23 protein-coding genes are annotated in these 24,283 nt (G+C 63.8%); 14 read left to right on the forward strand and 9 right to left on the reverse strand.

Annotated elements, in window-relative coordinates:
- Positions 1–30: 30 nt before the first annotated feature.
- The 3 genes from QE399_RS10660 to metK all read right to left on the reverse strand — a co-directional run bounded on the left by QE399_RS10660 (position 31) and on the right by metK (position 2,199).
- Positions 31–504 carry a hemerythrin domain-containing protein gene (locus QE399_RS10660; RefSeq protein WP_309828594.1) on the reverse strand — a complete coding sequence of 158 codons (474 nt, stop codon included), beginning with the start codon at positions 502–504 and terminating at the stop codon, positions 31–33.
- 10 nt (positions 505–514) lie between these two features.
- Positions 515–700 (reverse strand): DUF1328 domain-containing protein, encoded by a 186-nt coding sequence (locus QE399_RS10665; RefSeq protein WP_309828596.1) that lies wholly within the window; start codon positions 698–700, stop codon positions 515–517.
- Between the two features lie 317 nt (positions 701–1,017).
- Positions 1,018–2,199 (reverse strand): methionine adenosyltransferase, encoded by a 1,182-nt coding sequence (gene metK, locus QE399_RS10670; protein WP_309828598.1) that lies wholly within the window; start codon positions 2,197–2,199, stop codon positions 1,018–1,020.
- 129 nt (positions 2,200–2,328) lie between these two features.
- On the opposite strand from metK, the gene QE399_RS10675 reads away from it, so the two are divergent.
- Positions 2,329–3,186, forward strand: a complete 858-nt coding sequence (locus QE399_RS10675; RefSeq protein WP_309828601.1) for a lysophospholipid acyltransferase family protein — start codon at positions 2,329–2,331, stop codon at positions 3,184–3,186.
- Complete coding sequence (locus QE399_RS10680) at positions 3,183–4,058, forward strand: lysophospholipid acyltransferase family protein (RefSeq protein ID WP_309828603.1); 876 nt, start codon at positions 3,183–3,185, stop codon at positions 4,056–4,058. The genes QE399_RS10675 and QE399_RS10680 overlap by 4 nt, the downstream gene beginning before the upstream one ends.
- A gap of 32 nt (positions 4,059–4,090) precedes the next feature.
- Here the strand turns inward: QE399_RS10680 and QE399_RS10685 are convergent, their stop codons facing one another.
- Together QE399_RS10685 and yihA are read right to left on the reverse strand one after the other, a co-directional pair.
- On the reverse strand, positions 4,091–5,011 hold the full coding sequence (locus tag QE399_RS10685; RefSeq protein WP_309832031.1) for an alpha/beta fold hydrolase: 921 nt from the start codon (positions 5,009–5,011) through the stop codon (positions 4,091–4,093).
- A 52-nt stretch (positions 5,012–5,063) separates the two neighbouring features.
- A complete protein-coding gene (gene yihA / locus QE399_RS10690; RefSeq protein ID WP_309828604.1) occupies positions 5,064–5,816 on the reverse strand; it encodes a ribosome biogenesis GTP-binding protein YihA/YsxC in 753 nt (250 codons plus the stop codon).
- Between the two features lie 85 nt (positions 5,817–5,901).
- Between yihA and QE399_RS10695 the strand changes: the two genes are divergently transcribed.
- From QE399_RS10695 to QE399_RS10715, 5 genes are all read left to right on the forward strand, one after another.
- Positions 5,902–6,546 carry a c-type cytochrome gene (locus QE399_RS10695; RefSeq protein ID WP_309828605.1) on the forward strand — a complete coding sequence of 215 codons (645 nt, stop codon included), beginning with the start codon at positions 5,902–5,904 and terminating at the stop codon, positions 6,544–6,546.
- 131 nt (positions 6,547–6,677) lie between these two features.
- The gene (locus QE399_RS10700; protein WP_309828607.1) at positions 6,678–8,825 is read left to right on the forward strand and encodes a cytochrome c biogenesis protein ResB; all 2,148 of its coding nucleotides are present in this window, start codon (positions 6,678–6,680) and stop codon (positions 8,823–8,825) included.
- Positions 8,822–10,156 (forward strand): c-type cytochrome biogenesis protein CcsB, encoded by a 1,335-nt coding sequence (gene ccsB / locus QE399_RS10705; RefSeq protein ID WP_309828609.1) that lies wholly within the window; start codon positions 8,822–8,824, stop codon positions 10,154–10,156. Before QE399_RS10700 ends, ccsB begins: the two co-directional genes overlap by 4 nt.
- A gap of 158 nt (positions 10,157–10,314) precedes the next feature.
- Positions 10,315–11,316 (forward strand): protein-methionine-sulfoxide reductase catalytic subunit MsrP, encoded by a 1,002-nt coding sequence (gene msrP / locus QE399_RS10710; RefSeq protein ID WP_309828611.1) that lies wholly within the window; start codon positions 10,315–10,317, stop codon positions 11,314–11,316.
- A gap of 119 nt (positions 11,317–11,435) precedes the next feature.
- Positions 11,436–12,050: a protein-methionine-sulfoxide reductase heme-binding subunit MsrQ gene (locus tag QE399_RS10715; RefSeq protein ID WP_309828613.1), complete on the forward strand. Its 615-nt coding sequence runs from the start codon at positions 11,436–11,438 to the stop codon at positions 12,048–12,050.
- A gap of 59 nt (positions 12,051–12,109) precedes the next feature.
- Here the strand turns inward: QE399_RS10715 and QE399_RS10720 are convergent, their stop codons facing one another.
- The 3 genes from QE399_RS10720 to lptM all read right to left on the reverse strand — a co-directional run bounded on the left by QE399_RS10720 (position 12,110) and on the right by lptM (position 14,572).
- Entirely contained in the window at positions 12,110–12,946 is an 837-nt protein-coding gene (locus QE399_RS10720; protein WP_309828614.1) for an oxygen-binding di-iron domain-containing protein, read from the reverse strand.
- A gap of 73 nt (positions 12,947–13,019) precedes the next feature.
- Positions 13,020–14,309, reverse strand: coding sequence for a diaminopimelate decarboxylase (gene lysA / locus QE399_RS10725; protein WP_309828616.1), 1,290 nt, complete (start codon positions 14,307–14,309; stop codon positions 13,020–13,022).
- Positions 14,306–14,572: an LPS translocon maturation chaperone LptM gene (gene lptM, locus QE399_RS10730; protein WP_309828618.1), complete on the reverse strand. Its 267-nt coding sequence runs from the start codon at positions 14,570–14,572 to the stop codon at positions 14,306–14,308. Before lptM ends, lysA begins: the two co-directional genes overlap by 4 nt.
- Here lptM and cyaY point away from each other — a divergent pair.
- Complete coding sequence (gene cyaY / locus QE399_RS10735) at positions 14,546–14,878, forward strand: iron donor protein CyaY (protein ID WP_309828620.1); 333 nt, start codon at positions 14,546–14,548, stop codon at positions 14,876–14,878. The two genes, lptM and cyaY, sit on opposite strands and share 27 nt — an antisense overlap.
- A gap of 87 nt (positions 14,879–14,965) precedes the next feature.
- Here the strand turns inward: cyaY and QE399_RS10740 are convergent, their stop codons facing one another.
- Positions 14,966–17,344, reverse strand: a complete 2,379-nt coding sequence (locus QE399_RS10740; RefSeq protein ID WP_309828621.1) for a penicillin-binding protein 1A — start codon at positions 17,342–17,344, stop codon at positions 14,966–14,968.
- A gap of 251 nt (positions 17,345–17,595) precedes the next feature.
- Here QE399_RS10740 and QE399_RS10745 point away from each other — a divergent pair, with 251 nt between their 5' ends.
- From QE399_RS10745 to QE399_RS10770, 6 genes are read left to right on the forward strand one after another with little or no spacing between them, the layout of a single operon-like run.
- Positions 17,596–18,675, forward strand: a complete 1,080-nt coding sequence (locus QE399_RS10745; protein ID WP_309828622.1) for a pilus assembly protein PilM — start codon at positions 17,596–17,598, stop codon at positions 18,673–18,675.
- Positions 18,672–19,280 carry a PilN domain-containing protein gene (locus QE399_RS10750; protein ID WP_309828624.1) on the forward strand — a complete coding sequence of 203 codons (609 nt, stop codon included), beginning with the start codon at positions 18,672–18,674 and terminating at the stop codon, positions 19,278–19,280. Before QE399_RS10745 ends, QE399_RS10750 begins: the two co-directional genes overlap by 4 nt.
- Position 19,281: 1 nt before the next feature.
- Complete coding sequence (locus QE399_RS10755) at positions 19,282–19,953, forward strand: type IV pilus inner membrane component PilO (protein WP_309828626.1); 672 nt, start codon at positions 19,282–19,284, stop codon at positions 19,951–19,953.
- Positions 19,953–20,498: a pilus assembly protein PilP gene (locus tag QE399_RS10760; protein ID WP_309828627.1), complete on the forward strand. Its 546-nt coding sequence runs from the start codon at positions 19,953–19,955 to the stop codon at positions 20,496–20,498. The genes QE399_RS10755 and QE399_RS10760 overlap by 1 nt, the downstream gene beginning before the upstream one ends.
- Positions 20,495–22,630, forward strand: a complete 2,136-nt coding sequence (locus QE399_RS10765; RefSeq protein WP_309828630.1) for a type IV pilus secretin PilQ — start codon at positions 20,495–20,497, stop codon at positions 22,628–22,630. Before QE399_RS10760 ends, QE399_RS10765 begins: the two co-directional genes overlap by 4 nt.
- 16 nt (positions 22,631–22,646) lie before the next feature.
- On the forward strand, positions 22,647–24,272 hold the full coding sequence (locus tag QE399_RS10770; RefSeq protein WP_405043506.1) for an Ig-like domain-containing protein: 1,626 nt from the start codon (positions 22,647–22,649) through the stop codon (positions 24,270–24,272).
- The last annotated feature ends 11 nt before the right edge of the window (positions 24,273–24,283 follow it).

The raw sequence follows: 24,283 nt of genomic DNA on the forward strand, positions 1-24,283 counted from the left end.
GCCCACGGCCAGCGGTAGCGCCAACGGCTTTCAGGCCGTGGCCGTCTTGGCCTCGTCGTAGGTCTGGAGGTAGTCGCGGGCCAGGCTGCGCTTCTGGCTTTCGGTCAGCAGCTTGCCGGCCACCTGGAAGAAGCGGTGTTCCTCTTCCTTCAGGTGGTGCAGCACCTTCTCGCCCAGCTTCTTGGCGATCGCCAGCCACGCGGGGCTGGACGGGTCGGCAGCTTCCAGGTCTTCCACGAGTTCATCCAGCGCATGGTGCTCGGCGATGGCGTGGCGCGACAGGTCGATGCCGCCGTCGTGCTCCATCAGCAGCCGGTAGAAATGGCGGTCCTCGGCCAGCTCGTGCGCGGACAGTTCGCGCTTGAGCTGTTCGAAGAGCTCCTGCCGCTCGGGCGTGTCGCCACGGGTTTCCTGCACCTGGCGGACCAGGGTGCGCTGGATCTCGTGGCTTTCGCGCAGCGCCTCGAAGATGTTGGTGGCAGAGGCAGCAGTCGGGGTGCTCATGCTGCCAGCCTTACTTCAAGGCTCTGCGCGCAGCGCCGACGCCGAGCACGGCCAGGGCCACGAACACGATGGCCAGCACCAGGAACAGGACGAACAGGATCTTGGCGATGCCTGCCGCGCCGGCAGCCACGCCCGTGAAACCCAGGGCCCCGGCAACGAGCGAGACCAGAGCAAAGATGATGGCGTACTTGAGCATGATGGGAACCTCCTGAAATGGTGGCACGGTGGTTATGTGCCGGTGGAGGAACGATAGGCGAGGGGGCGCGGCGGGCCCGTCGGCCTACGGGGGCACCACGCGTAGGAGCGCAGCCACGCCGCTGAAGCCCGCGCGCCTCAACCCGTCGCCGCATGCACGGCAATGCCCGCGGCGATAGCCAGCAGCACGGCGCCGGTGCTGCGCTCGGGCTGCACGCAGGGCTTGTGGCTCCGGCACGGCCCTTCAGGCCTGCACATCGCTGCGCGATGTGAGCTGCGCCGCAAGGCCGCCGAACCCGCTGGCGCGGGTTGCCGGGCTTACAGCCCGGCCGCTGCGCGCAGCGCGGCGGCCTTGTCCGTCTTTTCCCAGCTGAACTCGGGCTCTTCGCGGCCGAAGTGGCCGTACGCGGCGGTCTTCTCGTAGATCGGGCGCAGCAGGTCCAGCATCTGGATGATGCCCTTGGGGCGCAGGTCGAAGTGTTCCTGCACCAGCGCGGCGATCTTCTCGTCGGGGATCACGCCCGTGCCTTCGGTGTAGACGGTCACGTTGATCGGGCGGGCCACGCCGATGGCGTAGCTGACCTGGATCTGGCACTGGCGTGCCAGGCCGGCGGCCACGATGTTCTTGGCCACGTAGCGGGCGGCGTAGGCGGCCGAGCGGTCCACCTTCGTGGGATCCTTGCCGCTGAAGGCGCCGCCGCCGTGCGGGCAGGCGCCGCCGTAGGTGTCCACGATGATCTTGCGGCCCGTGAGGCCGCAGTCGCCCTGCGGGCCGCCGATGACGAAGCGGCCGGTGGGGTTGATCAGGTACTTGGTGTCCTGGATCCACTCCTTGGGCAGCACGGGCTTGATGATCTCCTCGATCACCGCCTCGATGAAGCTGGCCTTCATCTTGGTGGACGTTTCGGACTGGTCAGGGTGGTGCTGCGTGGAGAGCACCACGGTGTCGATGCTGTGGGGCTTGCCGTCCACATAGCGCATCGTGACCTGGCTCTTGGCGTCGGGGCGCAGGAATGGCAGGCGGCCGTCCTTGCGCAGCTGGGCCTGGCGCTCGACCAGGCGGTGGGCGTAGTAGATCGGCGCGGGCATCAGCTCGGGCGTCTCGTCGCAGGCGTAGCCGAACATCAGGCCCTGGTCGCCGGCGCCGGTGTTCAGGTGGTCGTCGCTGGCCTGGTCGACGCCCTGGGCGATGTCGTTGGACTGCTTGTCGTAGGCCACCAGGACGGCGCAGCCCTTGTAGTCGATGCCGTAGTCGGTGTTGTCGTAGCCGATGCGCTTGATCGTGTCGCGCGCCACCTGGATGTAGTCCACGTGGGCGTTGGTGGTGATCTCGCCCGCCAGCACCACCAGACCGGTGTTGGTCAGCGTCTCGGCAGCCACGCGGCTGCGCGGGTCCTGCTGGAAGATCGCGTCCAGGATTGCGTCAGAGATCTGGTCGGCCACCTTGTCGGGGTGGCCTTCAGAGACGGATTCCGAGGTGAAAAGGAAATCGTTCGCCATTTGAATAAACTCCGGTGTTCAGCTTTTGGGGCGTTGCCCTCAGCTTGGGAGCCTTGGCGAACGCTTTAGCAGAATTGTTTTACGTCGCCCTGCAAGTTGCTCATTTAACTCAGCGACCGCGCCATTTTAATGCCATCTCTGTTTCGTTTCCTTGCGGCCTGGCCGCTGTGGCTGCTGCACGCCGTAGGCGCGGTGCTGGGCTGGATCGTGTTCGCCGCATCGCCCACGTACCGCCGCCGCTTCATCGAGAACGCGGCGCGCGCCGGCTACCGGCTGCGCGACGTGCGCGCCGCCGTGGGCCACGCAGGCCGCATGGTGGCCGAGATGCCGCGGTTGTGGCTGCGCGAGGAGTCGCCGCCGTACCGCATCGAAGGCGCGGAGTGCGTGGAGCGCGCCTGGGCCGCGGGCAAGGGCATCCTCTTTCTCACGCCGCACCTCGGCTGCTTCGAGCTGTCGGTGCAGGCCGCGGCGCAGCGCTGGAGCGCCGAGCACGGTCCGATCACGATCCTCTACCGCCCCGCGCGCCAGGCCTGGCTGGCCGACATCCTGGAGACCGCGCGCCACCGCCCCGGCGTGAAGCCCGAGGCCACGACGCTGCTGGGCGTCAAGCAGATGATCAAGGCGCTGCGCCGAGGCGAGGCCGTGGGCCTGCTGCCCGACCAGGTGCCGCCGCAGGGCATGGGCACCTGGTCGCCGTTCTTCGGCCACGAGGCCTACACCATGACGCTGGCGGCGCGCCTGGCCCAGCAGACGGGGGCCACCGTGGTGCTGGCCCGCTGCGAGCGGCTGCCGCGCGGGCAGGGCTACGTGCTGTATTTCGAGGGCTTGCCCGAGCCCGTGTCGAGCGATCTGAACACCGCGGTGCTGCAGATCAACCAGGCCATGGAGCGCACCATCCGGCAGTGCCCCACGCAGTACCTCTGGGGCTACGGCCGCTACAAGCAGCCGCGCAGCGATGCAGCGCCCGCGCAAGGCGGTGGCGCATGATGGTCCGCTTCGGGATTGCTGTGCTCGGCGTGCTAGGGCGGCTGCCGCTGCCGGTGCTGCGTGGGCTGGGCGCGTTCATCGGCCGGGCGCTGTTCGTGCTGGCCGCGGGGCGGCGCAGGGTGGCCCTGCGCAACCTGGAGCTGTGCTTTCCGGACATGCCGGCGGCGCAGCGCAAGTCCTTGGCGCGCGAGTCTTTCGAAGTGTTCTGCCAGACCTTCCTGGACCGCGGCTGGCTGTGGGCCGGTTCCGAAGCGCTGGTGCGCAGCCGCGTGAAGCTGACCGGTGCGCTGCACGAACTGGAAGGCGATACGCCCACCATCGTCTTCGCGCCGCACTTCTACAGCATGGACGCGGGCGGCCTGGCGCTGCCGTTGAACACGCAGCGTGAATTCACGTCGATCTTCGCCACCCATCCCGACCCCGTGCAGGACGCCTGGTTCATGGCCGGGCGCCAGCGCTTCGGCAACGTGCGCATGCTCAACCGCGCCGACGGCGTCAAGCCCATCATCTCGTGCCTGCGCAAGGGCGGCCTGCTGTACCTGCTGCCCGACATGGACTATGGCCCGACCGACTCCGTGTTCGTGCCCTTCTTCGCCGTGCCCGAGGTAGCCACCATTCCGTCGCTGTCGCGTTTCGCCCGCCTGGGCCGTGCCAAGGTGGTGGCCCTGTACAGCCGCATGACGCCAGAGGGCTATGTGGCCGAGTTGACGCCCGCGTGGGAGCACTACCCCACCGACGACCACGTGGCCGACACCGCGCGCATGAACCGCGAGCTGGAGGCCGCCATCCGCACCATGCCCAGCCAGTACTACTGGGTGCACCGGCGGTTCAAGACACGGCCCGAGGGGCAGCCGTCGGCTTACAAAAAATAGGCCTCTAGCGCTTTCCCATCAAGCGCAGGTGGCTATTGTTTTGGTAGCGTTTGGGTCAGGAATTCCGCCAGCGCGCCGATGACGGCCTGCGGCTGCTCATGCACCACCCAGTGCGACGCGCCGGGCAGGGGCTGCACCTGCAGCGGCGCCACCCAGTCCTCCAGCCCGTCGAGCAGGCCCGGCAGCAGGGCCGGGTCGTCCAGCCCCCACAGCACCAGCGTGGGCACATGCACTTCCAGCATCGCCGCAGGCAATTGGATAGCGGCGGCGCCGGCGTCGCCCTCGCGCGGCGGGCGGAGCGGGCTGGCGCGGTAGTAGTTGCAGGGGCCGGTCAGGCCTTGCCGCCATTGCGCGCGGTACTGGGCCCGCACCTCGTCGGTCAGCCAGGCCGGCGGTGTGCCCGCAGGCGTATCGAAGAACCCGAACAGGCGCCGGAAGTCGTCCTCCGCCAGCAGGGCCTCGGCGTCCGGGCGGCAGAGGAAGTGCATGTACTCGCTGGCCGCCTGCTGGGCGGGGTTGTGCTGCAGTTCGCGCACGAAGGCGCCGGGGTGGGGCGAGTTGACGATGGCGAGCCGCTGCAGCAGGTCGGGCCGCTGGTTGGCCAGGTTCCAGGCCACGGCGCCGCCCCAGTCGTGGGCCACCAGGGCGGCCAGAGGCTGGCCCGCGCCGCATTCGGCTTCGATCAGTGCGGCGATGTCCTGCACCAGGTGCTTGGCCCGGTAGGCCTCGGGCTCGGGCGGGTGGCTGGAGGGCGCGAAGCCGCGCAGGTTGGGCGCCACGCACCGGTAGCCGCCGTGCTCCGGCTGCGCAAAGTGCGCCAGCAGCGCGTCCCAGATGAAGCCGCCTTCGGGAAAGCCGTGCAGGAACAGCAGCACCGGCCGCCCCGGGGCGCCGCTCACGCGGCAGTGCAGGGTGGTGCCGTGCGGCAGCGAGTGGTCGACGGTGGAGATCATCATTCGCTACGCTTTCTATAGCTGTAGGCGCTTGATGGATAGGCGCCAGTGGCTAATTTGTCTCTGAATCTTGCCGCGGGGCGGCCTCGGCCGGCGCTGCCTGCGTGCCGCTGTCTTCCGCCGGCACGGCGGCCTGCGCGGGGTGGGACCACTGCCACAGCAGCTGGGCCACCTCGTCCACGCCCTGCTTCTTCAGGGCGGAGAACATCTTCACCTCGCCGCCCCCAGCCTGCAGTCGCGTGATGGACAGGATCTTGGCCTGCTCGCTGCGCGTGAGCTTGTCGGCCTTGGTCAGCACGATGAGGAACTTCAGCCCTTCCTCGACCCGCGGGCGCAAAATTTCGAGCAGCGCTTCGTCCAGCTCGGTCAGCCCGAGGCGCGGGTCGCACAGCAGCACGATGCCCGTGAGCCCGGGGCGGCTGACCAGGTAATTCACCATCACCTGCTGCCAGCGCAGCTTGTCCGAGCGCGACACCTTGGCGTAGCCGTAGCCAGGCAGGTCGGCCAGCACGGCGTCGGTCACGCCCTGCTTGCCCAGCGCGAACAGGTTGATGTGCTGCGTGCGGCCCGGCCGCTTGGACGCAAAGGCCAGCTGCTTTTGCTGCGTGAGGGTGTTGATGCAGGTGGATTTGCCGGCATTGGAGCGCCCGACGAAGGCGATCTCGGGCACATCGATGGGCGGCAGGTGGTGCAACTGCGCCGCCGTGGTCAGGAACCGGGCGGTGTGCATCCATCCCATGGCGACTTTGGCGTCGGGTGCCGGCGGTAGGGAGCCAGCAACTGGCGCATGTGATGGAGTCGTCATAAATCGGGGTTTGAAGGGATAGGCCGCTAAAGGGGCCAATTGTAGAATTGTGCGGTTCCGCTCTCATAACATAAGAACCCTCGATATGAAGTTGCTTGCCTCCTTGTTGATGGCTGCCGCACTCGCGGCACCGGCTCTTCCGACCCTTGCAGCGGGCGAAACCCCGGCTGCCACCGCTCCCAAGGCTGCCAAGCCGGATCTGGTGAAGGGCGAGGCCAGCTACACCGCGGTCTGCGCGGCCTGCCACGCGGCCGACGGCAACTCCAGCATCGTCGCCAACCCCAAGCTGGCGCAGCAGCATCCCGAATACCTGGTCAAGCAGCTGCAGGAGTTCAAGTCCGGCAAGCGCAACGACCCCGTCATGAAGGGCATGGCGGCCCTGCTGTCCGACGACGACATGCGCAACGTGTCGTACTGGCTGGCCTCCAAGTCCGCCAAGCAGGGCTTCTCCAAGGACAAGGACCTCGTCTCTTTGGGCGAGCGCATCTACCGGGGCGGCATCGCCGACCGCAACATCGCCGCCTGCGCCGGCTGCCACAGTCCCAACGGCGCCGGCATTCCCGCGCAGTACCCGCGCCTGTCCGGCCAGCATGCCGACTACACCACCAAGCAGCTGGTCGAATTCCGCGACGGCAAGCGCGCCAACAGCGTGCAGATGACCCAGGTCGCCGCCAAGCTGAACGACCGCGAGATCAAGGCCGTGTCGGACTACATTGCCGGCCTGCGTTGATGCACGTCAAATCCCAGGGGGCTCCCGGTAGCCCCCCAGGAACCTACCGTCGATAATCACACCCAAGACGGGCGGGCCCATCTGCAACAGATGGCCCGCCCTTTTCTCATTCAGGGCCCGCCTCGTTTTCCATGTCTGACACCACCCACGGTATCCGCGTCCAGACGCGCTCCCCGGCACTGCGCACGTCGGTCGAGCTGCTGTCGTCGATGCGCTTCGCCATCGCGCTGCTCACGGTGATCTGCATTGCGTCGGTGATCGGTACGGTGCTCAAGCAGCACGAGCCGGGCGTGAACTACGTGAACCAGTTCGGCCCCTTCTGGGCCGAGCTGTTCTTGGCGCTCAAGCTCAACGCGGTGTATAGCGCGTGGTGGTTCCTGCTGATCCTGGCTTTTCTTGTCGTGAGCACGTCGCTGTGCGTGGCCCGCAATGCGCCCAAGTACCTGGCCGACCTGCGCACCTACAAGGAGAACATCCGCGAGCAGAGCCTGAAGGCCTTTCCGCACCGCGCGCAGGCCGCGCTCGTCGGCACGCCCGAGGCCGAGGCCCGCCGCATCGGCGCGCTGCTGGTGTCCGGCGGCTGGAAGGTCAAGCTGCAGCAGCGCGACACGGGGGCGGGTGCCGGCGCGGGCTGGATGGTGGCCGCCAAGGCCGGTGCCGCCAACAAGCTGGGCTACATCGCGGCGCACAGCGCCATCGTGCTGATCTGCCTGGGGGGCCTGCTGGACGGCGACCTGATCGTGCGCGCGCAGATGTGGCTGGGCGGCAAGACGCCGTATGCCGGTGGCGGGCTCATCTCCGAGGTCAAGCCCGAGCACCGCCTGTCCGAGCGCAACCCCACCTTCCGCGGCAACCTGCTGGTGGCCGAGGGCACGCAATCCAGCACCGCCATCCTGAACCAGTCCGACGGCGTGCTGCTGCAAGAGCTGCCCTTCGCCATCGAGCTGAAGAAATTCATCGTGGAGCACTACTCCACCGGCATGCCCAAGCTGTTCGCCAGCGAGATCGTCATCCACGACAAGGCCACCGGCGCGGCCACGCCGGCGCGCGTGGAGGTGAACCACCCGGCCAGCTACCGCGGCATCGAGATCTACCAGTCCAGCTTCGACGATGGCGGCTCGCAGGTGAAGCTGCATGCACGCCCCATGGTGCCGGGCGTCAAGGCCTTCGACGTGGAAGGTGTGATCGGGGGCTCGTCCAGCCTGTCCGGTGATGCCCTGGGCCAGCCCGTGACGCTCGAGTACACGGCCCTGCGCGTGCTCAACGTCGAGAACTTCGGCGACGCAGGGCAGGGCGGCTCGGCGGTGGACGTGCGCAAGGTCGATCTGCGCGAATCCATCGAGTCGCGCCTGGGCGCTGGCAACAAGACCGTCACCAAGCGCGAGCTGCGCAACGTCGGTCCCAGCGTGACCTACAAGCTGCGCGATGCCGCTGGCCAGGCGCGCGAGTTCCAGAACTTCATGCTGCCCGTGGACACGGGCGACGGCCAGCCGGTGTTCCTGTTCGGCGTGCGCGAGACGCCCGCCGATCCGTTCCGCTACCTGCGCGTGCCGGCTGACGAGCAGGGCAGCATCGATGGATTCATGCGCATGCGCGTGGCGCTGGCCGATCCGGCGATGCGCGAGCAGGCCGTGCGCCGCTACGTCGCCGTCGCGGTGGACGCCAAGGCCCGGCCGGAACTGGCCGAGCAGCTTGCGCAGTCCACCGTCCGCGCCATCAGCCTCTTCGCGGGCCGCCAGGGCGAGGACGGCAAGCCGCACGGCGGCCTGCAGGCGATCTCGGACTTCATGGAAACCAACGTGCCCGAAGCCGAACGCGCCCGCGCCGGCGAGGTGCTGGTGCGCATCCTGAACGGCGCGCTGTTCGAATTGGCGCAGCTGAGCCGCGAGCGTGCCGGCCTGCCGCCGCTGCCGCAGGACGAGAAGACCCAGAGCTTCATGACCCAGGCCGTACTGTCCCTCAGCGATGCCCAGATCTACCCGGCACCGGTGGTGTTCGAGCTCAAGGATTTCAACCAGGTGCAGGCCAGCGTGTTCCAGGTGGCCCGCGCCCCGGGCAAGAACGTCGTCTACCTGGGGTGCGCACTGCTGATCCTGGGCGTGTTCGCCATGCTCTACGTGCGCGACCGCCGGCTGTGGGTGTGGCTCGCGCCGCAGGCCGAGGGCGCCCAGGCGACGATGGCGCTGTCGGCCAACCGCAAGACACTGGACGGCGACCGCGAATTCGCCCAGCTCACCGAGAAACTGATCGGGGTTCCGCCCCACGGAGGCACCGCATGAACACGGCCACCACGACGCTCACCCTGAACGAGGGGTTCTTCGCGCGCCGCAACTGGTTCGACTGGTTGTTCGCCGCCCTGGTCGCGGCAGGTGGCCTGTTTGCGCTGCAGCGCTACGGCCACGCGATGGATGTGTACGAGAAGGGCATCCTGCTCGGCTCCATCCCCTGCCTGATTTGGCTGTGCTGGTTCTGGCGGCCACTGCGCGTGCTCACCCTGGTGGTGGCGGGCGCGTCGCTGCTGGCGATCGCCCTGTACCAGGGCGATGGCGGAGGCGACCTGGCGCGGGCGGACACCGTCTTCGGCCTGAAGTTCTTTCTGTCGAGCCAGTCGGCCATCCTGTGGATGAGCATGCTGTTCTTCATGAGCACGGCGTTCTACTGGATCGGCATGTTCTCGCGCGGCGAGGGCCAGACCATGATGCTCATCGGCTCGCGGCTGGCCTGGGTGTCGATTGCCATGGCGCTCATCGGCACCATGGTGCGCTGGTACGAGAGCTACCAGATCGCCCCCGACATCGGCCACATCCCCGTGAGCAACCTCTACGAGGTGTTCGTGATGTTCTGCTGGATGACCGCGGCCTTCTACCTGTACTACGAAGCGCAGTACAAGACCCGTGCGCTGGGCGGCTTCGTGATGCTGGTGGTGAGCGCGGCCGTGGGCTTTCTGCTCTGGTACACGGTGGTGCGCGAGGCGCACGAGATCCAGCCCCTGGTGCCGGCGCTCAAGAGCTGGTGGATGAAGCTGCATGTGCCCGCCAACTTCATCGGCTACGGCACGTTCGCGCTGTCCGCCATGGTCGCTTTCGCCTACCTCATCAAGCAGCAGGCCACGGAGACGCGCTGGTACAAGCTGGCCCCGCTGTGGCTGCTGGGCGTGGTGCTGTGCTTCGAACCCATCGTGTTCCGCCAGGGCGCGGCCGAGAACGGCGGCGGCTACTGGATGGTGTATTTCGGCATCTCGGCCCTCATTGTGGGCGGCATCCTCTTCGGCCGCCGCCACATCGCGTCGCGCCTGCCGTCGTTCGAGATCCTGGACGATGTGATGTACAAGGCCATCGCCGTGGGCTTCGCGTTCTTCACCATCGCCACCGTGCTGGGCGCGCTGTGGGCCGCCGAGGCCTGGGGCGGCTACTGGAGCTGGGACCCCAAGGAGACCTGGGCGCTCATCGTGTGGCTGAACTACGCCGCCTGGCTGCACATGCGGCTGATGAAGGGCCTGCGGGGCACCGTGTCGGCCTGGTGGGCGCTGGTGGGGCTGGCGGTGACCACGTTCGCCTTCCTGGGCGTGAACATGTTCTTGAGCGGTTTGCACAGCTACGGCACGCTCTAGGCGCCAGCGAGACAGGACACCGGAACGCGCGACCTCTTCATACGCAGGCAGAGGGCCTGTGGATTGGTAACCCCGCCGCCGCCGGGGGCGCGGAACGAAAACGGGCACACGCGGTCTGTCTGGGGCAGACTGCGCAGCACATCCCGGAGAATGTCCCCATGCTGATCCCCCGCCGCCAAGACCAGGGCCTGGTCCACCCCCATTCCTCAGAGATCACCCCGCGCGCTGTCTATGAGCAACGGCGCGAGCTGCTGCGCTGGGTGGCCGGTGGCGCGGCGGGCGCGGCCCTCGCCTCCTGGGCCGGCCGCGAGGCGCTCGCGGAACAGGTGGCCCGCCCCGGCAAGCTGGCCCCGCTGCCCGGTGCGAAGTCGGCGGTGGCGGGCGCGGTGACCATGGAAAAGCTCACCAGCTACCAGGACGCGAGCACCTACAACAACTTCTACGAGTTCGGCGTGGACAAGGCCGACCCCGCCCGCAACGCCCACACGCTGAAGACGTCGCCTTGGACCGTGGAGGTCGAGGGCCTGGTCAACAAGCCGCGCAAGTTCGCCCTCGAGGATCTGCTCAAGCTGAGCCCGCAGGAGGAGCGGATCTACCGCCTGCGCTGCGTCGAGGGCTGGTCCATGGTCATCCCGTGGGTGGGCTTTTCGCTGGCCGAACTCATCAAGCGCGTGGAGCCGCAAGGCAGCGCCAAGTACGTGGAGTTCATCACGCTGGCGGACAAGGCGACCATGCCGTACGTGGGCTCCCGCGTGCTGGACTGGCCGTACACTGAGGGCCTGCGCATGGACGAGGCAATGCATCCCCTGACGCTGCTGGCCTTCGGCATGTACGGCGAGGTGCTGCCCAACCAGAACGGCGCCCCGGTACGGTTGGTGGTGCCGTGGAAGTACGGGTTCAAGAGCGCGAAGAGCCTCGTGAAGATCCGCTTCGTCGAGAAGGAGCCGGGCACGGCCTGGAACAAGGCTGCCAAGCAGGAGTACGGCTTCTATTCCAACGTGAACCCGAACGTCGACCATCCGCGCTGGAGCCAGGCCACCGAACGCCGCATCGGCGAGGACGGTTTGTTCGCCAAGAAGCGCAAGACGCTTCTGTTCAACGGCTACGAAGCCCAGGTGGGACAGCTGTATGCCGGCATGGACCTGAAGAAGTTCTACTGAGCCTGGGCCGCCGAGCGCGCGGTCAGCGTTTCAGGCCTTCGCGTTTCCAGCCATTCAGCCAGCCAGCACCATGCGCGTTGCGGCAGATCCTCTTGCCGCAATGGCATCTTCTTTCAACGATGAAAAAGCTTCTTCTGCATCCGTTGGCCAAGCCGGTGGTGTTTCTGCTGTGCCTGGTGCCGGCGGCCTGGCTGTTGTACGCAGCCTTCGCCAATCTGCTCGGGGCGAACCCTGCCGAAGCGCTGATCCGCTCCACGGGCGACTGGGCCTTGCGCTTTCTGTGCATCGCCCTGGCGGTCACTCCGGCGCGCGTGCTGCTGGGGTGGCCGGCGCTGGCCCGGTACCGGCGCATGCTGGGCCTGTACGTGTTTTTCTACGCCGTGCTGCACTTTGTGAGCTACGCCTGGCTCGACATGGGTCTGGACTGGGGCGAGATCGTGCGCGACGTGCCCAAGCGCCCCTTCATCCTGGTGGGCACCTTGGCGCTCTTGCTCCTGGCGCTGCTGGCCGCGACCTCGTACCAGCAGGCCATCCGCTGGCTGGGCGGCAAGCGCTGGCAGGCGCTGCACCGCAGCGTGTACGCCGTGGCAGGGCTGGCCCTGCTGCATTTCTTCTGGATGCGCGCGGGCAAGAACCATTTCGCCGAGGTGGCGGTCTATGCGGCCATCCTGGCTTGCCTGCTGGGCTGGCGTCTGTGGCAGCGGCGCTTGCGCAGCCGCGCACACGCCATGTGATGCTATAAATTTGGTAGCGGAATGCGCTTGTGCAGTAAGGGATAGGGCCTGATTTCGCTTCAACCCTGTACGGCGCGCAGGGCGGGGCGGACCATGCGGGATGCCGGGTCGATCACGGCGGTGGGTAGCTGGTAGGCCCGGTCGTCGAAGAGGTCTATGCCGCACATCAGGTTCTCGATCCAGTCGAAGAAGTCGCTGATTGCCTGCCGGCCCAGGATGGGCGCGCCATGCTGCGGCACCAGCATGGCGATGTCCAGCTGGCGCACCATGCGTGTCCACAGCCGCAGGATCTTGTTGGACACCATGTAGCGGCGGTGAAACGCCTCCATGCGCGGAATGTGGGGCGCCAGCTCCGTCACGGGCACGCGGGCTTCCAGGCCCGAGGTCATCGACACGCCCAGGTCACCGGTGAAGAGGATGCGGCTGACCGGGTCGTAGAAGTGGAAGTTGCCTTCGGAGTGCATGAAGTGTGCCGGCAGCAACACCAGCTCGTGCCGACCCAGGGGAATGTGCCCGCCGCCGTCCGGCACGCCGATCACCCGCCCTTCGGTCTTGCCGACCTTGGTGAAGTGGGGCGCGAAGCGTTCCCAGATGCGGGAGATCACCAGGGTGGCCTTGGTGCTGGTCATCCAGCGGTCCAGCGAGGCGATGATGTCCGGATCGGCATGCGACGCCAGCAGGTACGAGAGCTTGTGCGGCGGGAAATGCTTGGTCATCCCCATGAACAGCTCATTGAACGCGAGGTTGCCGCCCGGATCGATGATGGCCCCTGTGTCGTCGTCTACGACCAGGAACTGGTTAGCCTGCACCGCCTGTCCGTCCTCCTCGATCAGGTCGGTGAACATCAGGCAGGCGTGGTGTTTGTCGCGGTAGAGCTCCAGCGGTTCGAGGGCCATGGCGGGCTTTGCAGTGAAAAGCGCACTGTAGGCCCCGCCATGGGGTTATTGCTTGATGGGAATCAAGGCTCGATCAAGGAGCCAGCTTTTCGCAGCGGAACGTGTCCTCGACCGATTCGCGCGACCGGATCAGATGCGCCTTGGCGCCGTTGACCAGCACCTCGGCGGGACGCGACCGGGTGTTGTAGTTGCTGCCCATGGAGCTGCAGTACGCGCCTGCCGACAGCACGGCGAGTTGGTCGCCCGGCTGGACGGCCAGGCGCCGGTCGCGGCCGATCCAGTCCCCGCTTTCGCAGATGGGGCCCACCACGTCGTAGACATGTTCTCCGCCACCGCCGGCGGGTGCGGACGCCTCCAGCGGCACGATGGCATGGAAGGCCTGGTACATCGCCGGGCGGGGCAGATCGTTCATCGCCGCATCGACGATGCAGAAGTTCTTCTGCTCGCCGGGCTTGACGTAGAGCACTTCGGTGACGCACACGCCGGCATTGCCCACCAGGGAGCGGCCGGGTTCGATCATGAACTGCCGGTCGCCGTAGCCACGCGCATCCAGCTTGGCGAGCAGCTTGGTCCAGAGCGCGTCGGCGGCCGGTGGCGCGTCACCGTTGTAGTTGATGCCCAGGCCGCCGCCGAAATCGATATGGTGGATCGCGATGCCTGCTGCCTCGATGTCGCGGACCAGGTCCAGCATGCGGTCGACTGCGTCAAGGTAGGGCGTTTCCTCGGTGATCTGGGAGCCGATGTGGCAATCGATGCCCACGACCCGCAACCCGGGCAACGCTGCGGCGCGCTGGTAGGTGGCGACCGTGCGCTCGTGGGCCACGCCGAACTTGTTGCCCTTCAATCCGGTGGAGATGTAGGGGTGCGTCTTCGGGTCCACATTGGGGTTGACGCGGATGCTGACGGGAGCGCGCTGGCCCAGCGACGTGGCCACGTCGTTCAGCACTTCCAGCTCGGATTCGCTTTCCACATTGAAGCAGCCGATGCCGGCCTGCAGGGCTTGGCGCATTTCGGCGCGCGTCTTGCCCACCCCCGAGAAGATCACCTTGGACGCGTCGCCGCCAGCGGCGAGCACTCGCTGCAGTTCACCGCCCGAGACGATGTCGAAGCCGCAGCCCTGGCGGGCGAACAGCTGCAGCACGGCCAGGGATGAATTGGCCTTCATCGCGTAGCAGATCTGAACCTTGCGGCCTTCGAAACCGCGCTGGTACGCCGCCAGCGCGGCAAGCATTGCGGCCTGTGAATACACATACACCGGCGTGCCGTGCTCGCGCGCAAGATCCGCCAGGCGCACGTCTTCTACGAACAAGGAACCCTCACGGTAGGCGATGAAGGGGGAGCCGGGCAGGGAAGTGGGGATCATGGACGGGGGGTGGAGGCAGGGGAGGACGCAGGCATGGCAGCGGGCGCAGCGGCAGGAGAGGCTGCTGTGGGAGCGGGGTTGAGCGTCTGCGGGAGCGTCGCCCGCTGTGCTGCCGCTGGTTCGGTGGGGAGGTACAGGGGGCCCCGCTGGCCGCAGCCGGCCACAACCGCCGCGCCCCAAACAAGGGCAATCGTCCTGACTAGAATTTGGGAAGCTCTCAACATCCGCAAATTGTAATGACCGACCTCGAATTCCTGGACCATGCCGAGAAACTCCTGCTGGCGGTGGAGGAGGGGTGTGACCGGATCAACGACACCACCGACGCCGATCTCGACGCACAACGGGTGGGCGGCATGGTGACCATCACCTTCCACAACGGCAGCCAGATCATCATCAACCTGCAAAAGCCGCTGCACGAAGTCTGGCTGGCCGCCAAGACCGGCGGCTACCACTACCGTTTCGACGGCAAGGCCTGGCAGGACACCAAGGGCGGGCTGGAGTTCTTCGCAGAACTGAACCGTAACGCCCGGCTTCAGTCGGGCCTGGACCTGGAGTTCCACGCGGCCTGAACGCCCCACGGCGGCCGGAGCGGGAGCGCTGAAGCAAGCAGCGACCCGCCGTGCCCTCGCACCGGACGGCGCGCAGGCATGCCGCCGTCAATTCCTGAACAGATCGAGGATCTTGTTGCGCTCTTCCGACGGCGGTGGCGCCGTGGGTGCCACGCCCGGAGCAGCCGCCGGGGGCTGGTCTTCCATGCCCACGCTGGCCACGCCGGCGTTGCGGGCGTACTCCTCGTAGAACCATTCGCCACTGACGTTCACCACGCCGGGCGGCACGGTCGGCTCGGCCACGGGCACGCCCTTGAGCGCGCGCTCCATGAAGCTGATCCAGATCGGCAGGCTCAGACCGCCGCCGGTTTCACGGCTGCCCAGATTGCGGGGCGTGTCATAGCCAATCCACGTGACTGCGGCGATGGTCGGCTGGAAACCGGCGAACCAGGCGTCGACGGCGTCGTTCGTCGTGCCGGTCTTGCCATACACATCCGGGCGCTTCAACGTGGCCTGTGCACGGGCCGCGGTGCCCGACCGCGTGACTTCCTGCAGCAGGCTGTCCATGATGAAGGCATTGCGGGCCTCGATCGCACGCGGGTTGTTCTCGATCGCAGGTGGCTGGAAGTCGGACAGGATGCGGCCCTTGTGGTCGGTGACGCGGGAAATCAGGTACGGATTCACGCGATAGCCGCCATTGGCAAATACCGAATAGGCCGCCACCATCTGCATGGGCGTCACCGAGCCGGCGCCGAGGGCCATGGTCAGGTACGGCGGATGCCGTTCCGGGTCGAAGCCGAAACGCCCCACCCAGTCCTGGGCGTTCTTGGCGCCCACGGCCTGCAGAACGCGGATGGACACCACGTTCTTCGACCGGGCCAAGCCAGTACGCAACGTCATGGGGCCGTCGTACTTGCCGTCATAGTTCTTCGGTTCCCATGGCTGGCCTCCGGTCACGCCCGCACTGAAGAAGAGCGGGGCATCGTTGACGACGGTGGCCGGCGTGAAGCCCTTCTCCAGCGCGGCTGAATAAATGAAAGGCTTGAAACTGGAACCGGGCTGGCGCCATGCCTGGGTCACATGGTTGAACTTGTTCTTGTCGAAATCGAAGCCTCCGACCAGGGCGCGGACGGCACCGGTCCTCGGGTCCAGAGCAACGAAAGCACCTTCCACCTCGGGCAGCTGAGTCGCCTCCCAGGTTTTTTTCGGGGTCTGAACCACGCGGATCACGGCGCCGCGGCGGATCTTGATGTTGGGCGCGGCCTTATCGCTCAGACCGGATTGAACCGGCTTGAGCCCGTCCCCGGTGATCTCGATCGGATCCCCGCTGGCGCGGGCGGCCACGATTTTCTTGGCAGTGACCTCCAGAACCACGGCCGACAGAACGTCGCCATTGTCGGGATGCCCCGCAAGGATGTCGTCAACCGCGTCTTCGGCTTCCTGGGGATCCGACGGAAGCGTGGCGAACTTCTCGGGGCCTCGGTAGTGCTGGCGCCGTTCGTAGTCCATGATGCCCTTGCGCAACGCTACGTATGCGGCTTCCTGCTCGCCTGCATTCAAGGTCGTGTACACGTTCAGGCCCCGCGTGTAGGCCTCGTTGCCGTACTGCGAGAAGATCAGCTGGCGCACCATCTCGGCCACGTATTCGGCATGGACGCGGGTGCTGTCCGGTCCCGAACGCAGCTTCAGGTCTTCCTGCTTCGCCGCAGCGGCTTCCTCGGCAGTAATGAAGCCGTTCTCCACCATGCGGTCAATGATGTACAGCTGACGAATGCGCGCTCTCTTGGGGTTGCTGATGGGGTTGTAGGCGGAGGGGGCCTTGGGCAGGCCAGCGAGCATGGCGGCCTCCGCGATGGAAATCGACTTCAGAGGCTTGCCAAAATACGTTTCTGATGCGGCCGCAAATCCGTAGGCTCTATTACCGAGGTAAATCTGATTCATGTAGATTTCAAGAATCTGATTTTTCGACAGCAAATGCTCCAGCTTGAAAGTCAGTAATATTTCGTAAATTTTGCGCGTGAATGTCTTTTCGGACGAAAGATAGACATTGCGCGCTACCTGCATTGTGATGGTGGATGCCCCCTGGCTCTTTACCCGGCCCAAGTTTGCCAGCCCCGCCCGAACGACGCCTTTGTAGTCCACGCCGCCGTGTTGGAAGAAGCGGGCGTCCTCGATGGCTAGTACCGCATTGGTCATCACCTTCGGAATGTCCTGGATGGGCGTCAGATTTCGCCGCTCCTCGCCGAACTCTCCCAGTAGGGCACCCTCCGTGGAGTACACGCGCAGCGGCAACTTAGGGCGGTAGTCCGCCAGATCGGAGATATCCGGCAAGTTCGGGTAAGCCACTGCCAGCGCTACTGCAATTGTGAGAAGCCCAGCCAAGGCGCCTGCGAGGGCCAAGCCCATCAGCCACGCGAAGCCACGGATCAGCCAACGTAACCAGCGGGGACGAGAGGGGGCAGGAGTAGGCTTGTCGGGATGCGGCATCGGGCGCTCAAAAGGGGCAATCCCCGATTATAAAAAATATGGCGATCAGCCGGGGCCGCCCTTAAAGGGGGCCGCAATGCCGTTGCTGGGGTGCCCACCACGAAAAACACGGCGGCAGCGTCAACTTTTGACAACGGCTCGCCGCTTACATTTGGCAAGGAATCTTTGCCTAAAACTACCTTGCTGCTAGCATCCCTGCAAGCTGTTAGGTTTTGTTGCGTCCAATTTGTATAAGTTCGAGGGGCCAAATTTTGATCTCTTTGGGGTCTTTGTTCAGTCGCCAGTCCGCTCCTCTGTTGGGGATCGACATCAGTTCCTCCAGTGTCAAGCTGGTAGAGCTGGGGCAGCACAAGTCCGGGAATACGGTCTTGGAGCGCTGTGCCATCGAGCCCCTCGAGCGGGGTTGGATCGTGGATGGCAACATCGAAAAGTTCGATGAGGTCGCCGAGGCCATGCGCCGTCTGGTGAAAAAGAGCGGTACGCGGACCAAGAATGTTGCGCTCGCTTTGCCTCCATCGGCCGTGATCACCAAGCGCATCACCCTGCCTGGCGGCATGTCCGAGCAGGAGCTGGAAGTTCAGGTTGAGTCCGAAGCCAACCAATACATTCCTTTTTCCCTGGACGAAGTCAGCCTCGATTTCTGCATCGTGGGCCCCAGCAAAAGTTCCCCGGGCGACGTTGATGTGCTCATCGCTGCATCCCGCAAGGAAAAAGTCCAGGACCGACAGGGACTGGCTGAAGCCGCCGGTCTCAAGCCCGTCATTGTCGACATCGAGTCGAATGCTTCCCGGCTGGCCGCAGGGCGCCTCATTGAAGCACTTCCCAACCGCGGCGTAGATGCCATGGTCGCCTTGTTCGAGGTGGGTGCACTCGCTACCAGCATGCAGGTCATCCGCAACGAGGAGGTGCTGTATGACCGCGATCAAGCTTTCGGGGGGGCTCAGCTCACGCAGCTGATCGTGCGCCAGTATGGTTTTTCGCTGGATGAGGCCGAAAGCAAAAAGCGCAGTGGGGATCTTCCGGAGGACTACCAGAGCGCCGTCCTGCGTCCCTTTGTGGACAGCATGGCGCAAGAGGTTGGCCGGGCGCTCCAGTTCTTCTTCACCAGCACGCCCTACAACCGGGTCGATCACATCTTGCTTGCAGGCGGATCGGCTCCGCTGGCGGGCCTGACGGAAGCCGTTACGCACACCACGGGTTTCGCCTGTTCGATGGTGAATCCTTTTGAGGGGATGGAGATCGGCAGTTCTGTGCGCCTGAAGAAGATGGTGAGGGAAGCTCCGTCTTATCTCACTTCCTGCGGATTGGCCATGCGGAGGTTTCTGCAGTGATCCTGATTAACTTACTGCCGCACAGAGAAGCCGCGCGCAAGCGGCGGAAAGAGGCATTCCAGGCCACCATGCTGATGTCCGCGCTTGCTGGTTTGGCGATTGCCGGCATCGTGTACTGGTGGTTCCAGATGATGATCACGGACCAGCAAGGCAGGAACGCATTTCTGAAACAGGAAATCCGTGTCTTGGAAGGTCAGATCAAGGAGATTGCGACGCTTGAAGACGAAATTGCGGCTTTGCGCGCACGCCAAAAGGCTGTGGAAGATTTGCAATCGGACCGCAACTTGCCCGTTTACATGCTGAACGAACTCGTGGCCCAACTGCCTGACGGGGTCTATATCACCAGTCTGAAGCAGGTAGATCAGACTGTCAGTATGCAAGGGATGGCGCAATCCAATGAGCGCGTGTCGGAAATGCTGCGGAATCTTGCCGACAACACCCCTTGGTTCTCCAAGCCCGAGTTGGTTGAGATTGTGGCGAGCAACGTTGCCTTGACTCCGCGGGATCAGCGGCGCGTCGCCTCTTTCAACCTCCGCTTCAAGCTGGTCCGCAGCAGCGAAGTCCAAGCACAGACCGCGGCAGTTTCTGCAGCGGGAGGACGCTGACATGCCGATGAAGCTTTCTAACCGTATGAGCGGTGAGCAACTGCAGGAGTCGCTGCAGCGGCAGTTCAAGAATCTGGATCCCCAAGATCCTTCGAGGTGGCCGCTTCTGCCGCGTGTCCTGCTATGCCTGTGCATTGCCTCTGCGATCGTGGTTTTCTCTTGGTTTGCGTTTTTAAAGGACTACGAAGCCGAGTTGGAAACGGAGCGGAGTACCGAGCAAACACTGCGGGCAGATTACGAGAAGAAGCTGACTAAGGCCGTTAGCCTGGATGGCCTGAAAAAACAGCGGGAACAAGTCCAGCAATATGTTCTGCAATTGGAAAAGCAACTTCCTAGTAAGGCAGAAATGGCGGCACTGCTGTCCGATATCAACCAAGCCGGACTTGGGCGTAGCCTCCAGTTTGAGTTATTCAGACCGGGCCAAGTCGTTGTCCGAGATTATTATGCTGAGTTACCCATTTCCTTAAAAGTCACAGGGCAGTACCACGACATTGGTGCATTTGCTTCCGATGTGGCCCATCTTTCACGCATCGTGACGCTGAATAACATCGCGTTAATGCCTGGTGGTAAGGATGCGACGGTACTTTCACTGGAGGCTACCGCGCGCACCTTCCGGTATCTTGACCAAGAAGAGATACAGGCCCAGAAGGCAGCCCAGGGGGCACGTAAGTAATGAAGGCAGCACATATTCTTACAGTGGTCGGGCTTGGGATAGTTTTGTCCGGGTGTGGACCGGCCGGCGAGGATGAACTCCGTGAATGGATGCGAGAGTTGCGGGCCAATATCCGTCCAAAAATTGTTCCTTTGTCTGAGCCGAAGCAGTTCACCCCCGTGGACTACGCTGCCGCCAACAGCGTGGACCCCTTCAGTCCACTCAAACTCACCCAGGCCTTGCGCAAGGAAACGGCGCAGTCGACTTCGAGTGCGTTGGTGGCGCCTGAGATGGCCAGGAGAAAAGAGCCTCTTGAGGCCTATCCACTCGATGCGATGGCGATGGTTGGCAGTTTGAACAAGGCTGGCGCGCCAACAGCCCTGTTAAGTGTCGATAAGCTGATCTATCAGGTGAGGGTTGGCAATTACCTGGGTCAGAATTACGGAAGAATCACGAAAATATCCGAGACTGAAATCCAGTTGCGGGAAATTGTTCAAGATGCGGCAGGTGAATGGGTTGAGCGAACGAGCACTCTCGGTCTGCAAGAGGGAAAGGTAAATAAATGATCTGGAGCCAAATCAAGATTGCTCGTCTTTGGCAGGCCACCTGCTTTGCGGCGTGCTGTGGATTCAGCGTGGGTGCAACCGCGCAGGGGTCTATTGAGGCAATTACTGGAAGTGTCCAAAACGGCGCAGAGGTCGTTCGCATTCAATTCACGGAAAACCTTCCTTCCGTGCCGACCGGTTTTTCGATTCAATCGCCTGCGCGCATTGCGTTGGACTTCCAGGGCGTCGGTAATGCGACTGGCCGCAATTTTATCGATGTCAACCAGGGAAACTTGAAGTCTGCCAATGTGGTTCAGGCTGGCGACAGGTCGCGTGTGGTACTGAATTTGAAGTCGGCCACATCCTATCGTACTGACCTTCAAGGCAAAGTTCTTCTGGTGACCTTGGACCCGGTGGCCGCATCGACTGCAACCCCGGTCAACTCCACCGTGTTTGCGGAGGATCGCAGCCGTGATGTGCAGCCACTGAAAGATATCGATTTTCGTCGCGGCAGCGACGGTGCGGGGCGCTTGGTAGTGGGTTTGCCAAACAACCAAGTGGGAGTGGACCTTCGCAAGCAAGGCGAGAATCTGGTCATCGAATTCCTGCATTCTTCGTTGCCAGAGGGCCTTCGGCGGAGGCTGGACGTGACCGATTTCGGTACGCCTGTTCAGCTGGTTACTACAACCCCACAGGGTGACCGGATCAGGATGACCGTCCGCTCTGTCGGTGAATGGGAGCACAGCGCTTACCAAAGCGACAGTCAGTTTGTCGTAGAAATCCGCCAGAAGAAGGTCGATGTCACCAAGCTCAGCTCTGGTACTGTGTACAGCGGCGAAAAGCTGTCGCTGAACTTCCAGAATATTGAAGTGCGTTCGCTGCTACAGGTGATCGCCGATTTTACCAATTTCAATATCGTCACCTCTGACACAGTTACGGGTGCCTTGACGTTGCGGTTGAAAGATGTGCCATGGGACCAGGCACTTCAAATCATCATGGATGCCCGGGGTCTGGGAATGCGTAAATCCGGCACTGTGCTGTGGATTGCGCCGAAAGATGAAATTGATGCGAGAACCCGCAAGGATTACGAGGCAGCGCTGGCCATTCAGAAGTTGGAGCCGCTGCGTACTCAGTCTTATCAGCTGAATTATGCGAAGGCTGCAGATATGGTGACTCAGTTGACCACCTCTACAGGCGGTAGTGGTGGTACATCTGCCCAGGGAAACAGATTCTTGTCGGAGCGAGGAAGTGCGATAGCTGAACCACGGACTAATCAGCTGTTCGTGACCGATACACCGGCGAAGCTTGAAGAGGTTCGGCTGCTATTGCTGACCCTGGACGTCGCGGTGCGCCAGGTGATGATTGAAGCCCGCATTGTGGAAGCACGGGATACTTTTGGTCGATCACTCGGCGTAAAGCTGGGTGGCGGCGATCTGCGAGCGCAACGTGGGGGAGATGGCGGCTACAGTCTCGGTGGCGGCAACCGCGTTGCGCTCGGAACCAGCTTTGATAACGCGACCGGCTCTGCGGGGTTCGGGACGGTCAATACCGGAAGTTCATTTGTGAACCTGCCGGCCTCTCTTTCGGGGGGCGCTGCGGTGGGGAGTTTCGCACTGTCGATCTTCAATTCGGCCGCCAATCGCTTCCTGACCCTTGAACTGTCGGCTCTGGAGGCAGAAGGCAACGGAAAGATCGTATCCAGCCCTCGCCTGATTACCGCGGATCAAACCAAGGCACTGATCGAGCAAGGTACGGAATATCCCTATTCGGTCACTGCACCGAACGGGGCTACGACCATCGCTTTCAAAAAGGCTGTGTTGAAACTGGAAGTCACGCCGCAGATTACTCCGGAGGGGAACATCATCCTCGATTTGGATGTGAACAAAGACAGCCGCGGTGAGACGACCACCCAGGGCGTTGCCATCGACACGAAGCACGTGAAAACGCAGGTGTTGGTGGAGAACGGTGGCACCGTGGTGATAGGCGGCATTTTCGAGATGGAAGAGACCAACCAAGAAAACAAAATTCCTTTACTGGGAGATGTCCCTGTGGTGGGGAATCTGTTCAAGAATCGCACCCGGGAAACGTCTAAGCGCGAAGTGTTGATTTTCATCACGCCCAAAGTGATTTCGGACAAGGGACCCGTACGTTAATGAGGGAGATGGCGAAGTGAAGATGATAAAAAATATTCTCGTGATTTTTCTGGTGGGCTCGCTCGCGGCCTGCGGCGGTGGCGGTGGGAGCGGAGGAACGCCTTCCGGCGGTACTGGTACGGGTACTACTCCTGGCGGTACGGTAACGCCGACGGTAGCGAGCATCGACTACCAACTCGATAAAAGTACATTGACCAACACCGGTTCGGACGGCGCGGTATTGACTGTGACGGCATTGGACTCCAACAACAATCCAGTGAATGGTGCTGCCGTTTCCGTCGTTGTGGACTCCGGCATTTACACGCCGGCAACCACTACGACCGACGCTTCGGGGAAAGCGACCGGTACGATTTCCACCGGCAGCAACAAGGCCAACCGCAACATCGCTTTCACCGTAAGTGCAGGTGCCCAATCAAAGTCCGATGTCCTGCCTGTGACCGGAAGCCAGATCACGTTCTCGACGGTTCCCGCCGCGCCGGCGCCTGGTGCTCCGGTCACGTTGTCGCTACGAGTCACGGATGTGAACAGCGCCGGCATCGGCAACACCAACGTTGTCTTGGGAGGCACCCTGGGGTTTACTGGGACCGTAAGGACGGATGTGAACGGCGTGGCAGCGGCAAGCCTCGCAGCAGCCCCGGCGACGACCGGCAATTACACCGTGGAGGCCAGGGCCTCGGGCGTGACGGCCAGCCGGGACGTACAGGTGGTCAGCGCGACGGGAGGTGTGCCTGATGCCGTCGGCACCATCAGCGCGGCGAGCTTGTCTATCACTCCAAATACGATCGCGCCCAACTCAGCCGGTGCGACAACCAATCGCGCAAGCTTGAGGGCGCTGTTTCAGACCGCGGCCAATCAGGCGATCAAGGATGTGCGCGTGCGCTTCGATATCGTTCCCCCGGGCTTGGGCGCAGGAGAGTTCATCTCCACCGGAGCGGCCACGGTGTATACCGATGTGAACGGGATTGCCAACGCAGACTATGTGCCGGGAACCCGCTCCAGCCCCACCAACGGCGTCGTCATTCGGGCGTGCTATGGCAACACGGATGCAGAGATCGCCAACGGCGCCTGCCCCAATGTCCGGACGGCGACGCTGACGGTTGCAGCAGAGCCCCTATCGATCACTCTGGGTTCCAACAATGAAATGTCCAAGGGGACCGATAACCTCACGTACATCAAGCGGTTCGACGTGGCGGTGGCCGACTCCGCAGGCAACGCGGTCAGCAATGCGCAGATCTCCGCCAGCGTGGACTTGGTGAATTACTTCAAGGGGCCTGCGTACAACGGTGTGAAGCTCATCTGTGCGAATGAAGATGCCAATCGCAACGGGTTGCTGGACGCCGGTGAAGACCGCAACGGCGATGGCGTGTTGACGCCGCGCAAGGCAGACATCCTCATTTCCTACGTGGGCTCCCGCACGACGGGTACCAACGGCCGTGCAACGATTCAGATCGAGTACCCACAAAATGTGGCGACCTGGCTGGAATACGCAGTCAAGGTGACGACCAGCGTGGCAGGATCCGAAGGCACCGTGGAGCGCCGCTTTGTCACGGGCTTTATTGAAGGCGACGAGACAAACGGATCGTTCCTCACGGCTCCCTACGGTTCCGACAATGCGGCTGGCGGTTGTGATCGGCCAAACTGAACACTGGCTCG

Source organism: Paracidovorax wautersii (genome assembly GCF_031453675.1).
In the GTDB taxonomy this organism is placed as follows: Bacteria; Pseudomonadota; Gammaproteobacteria; order Burkholderiales; family Burkholderiaceae_C; genus Paracidovorax.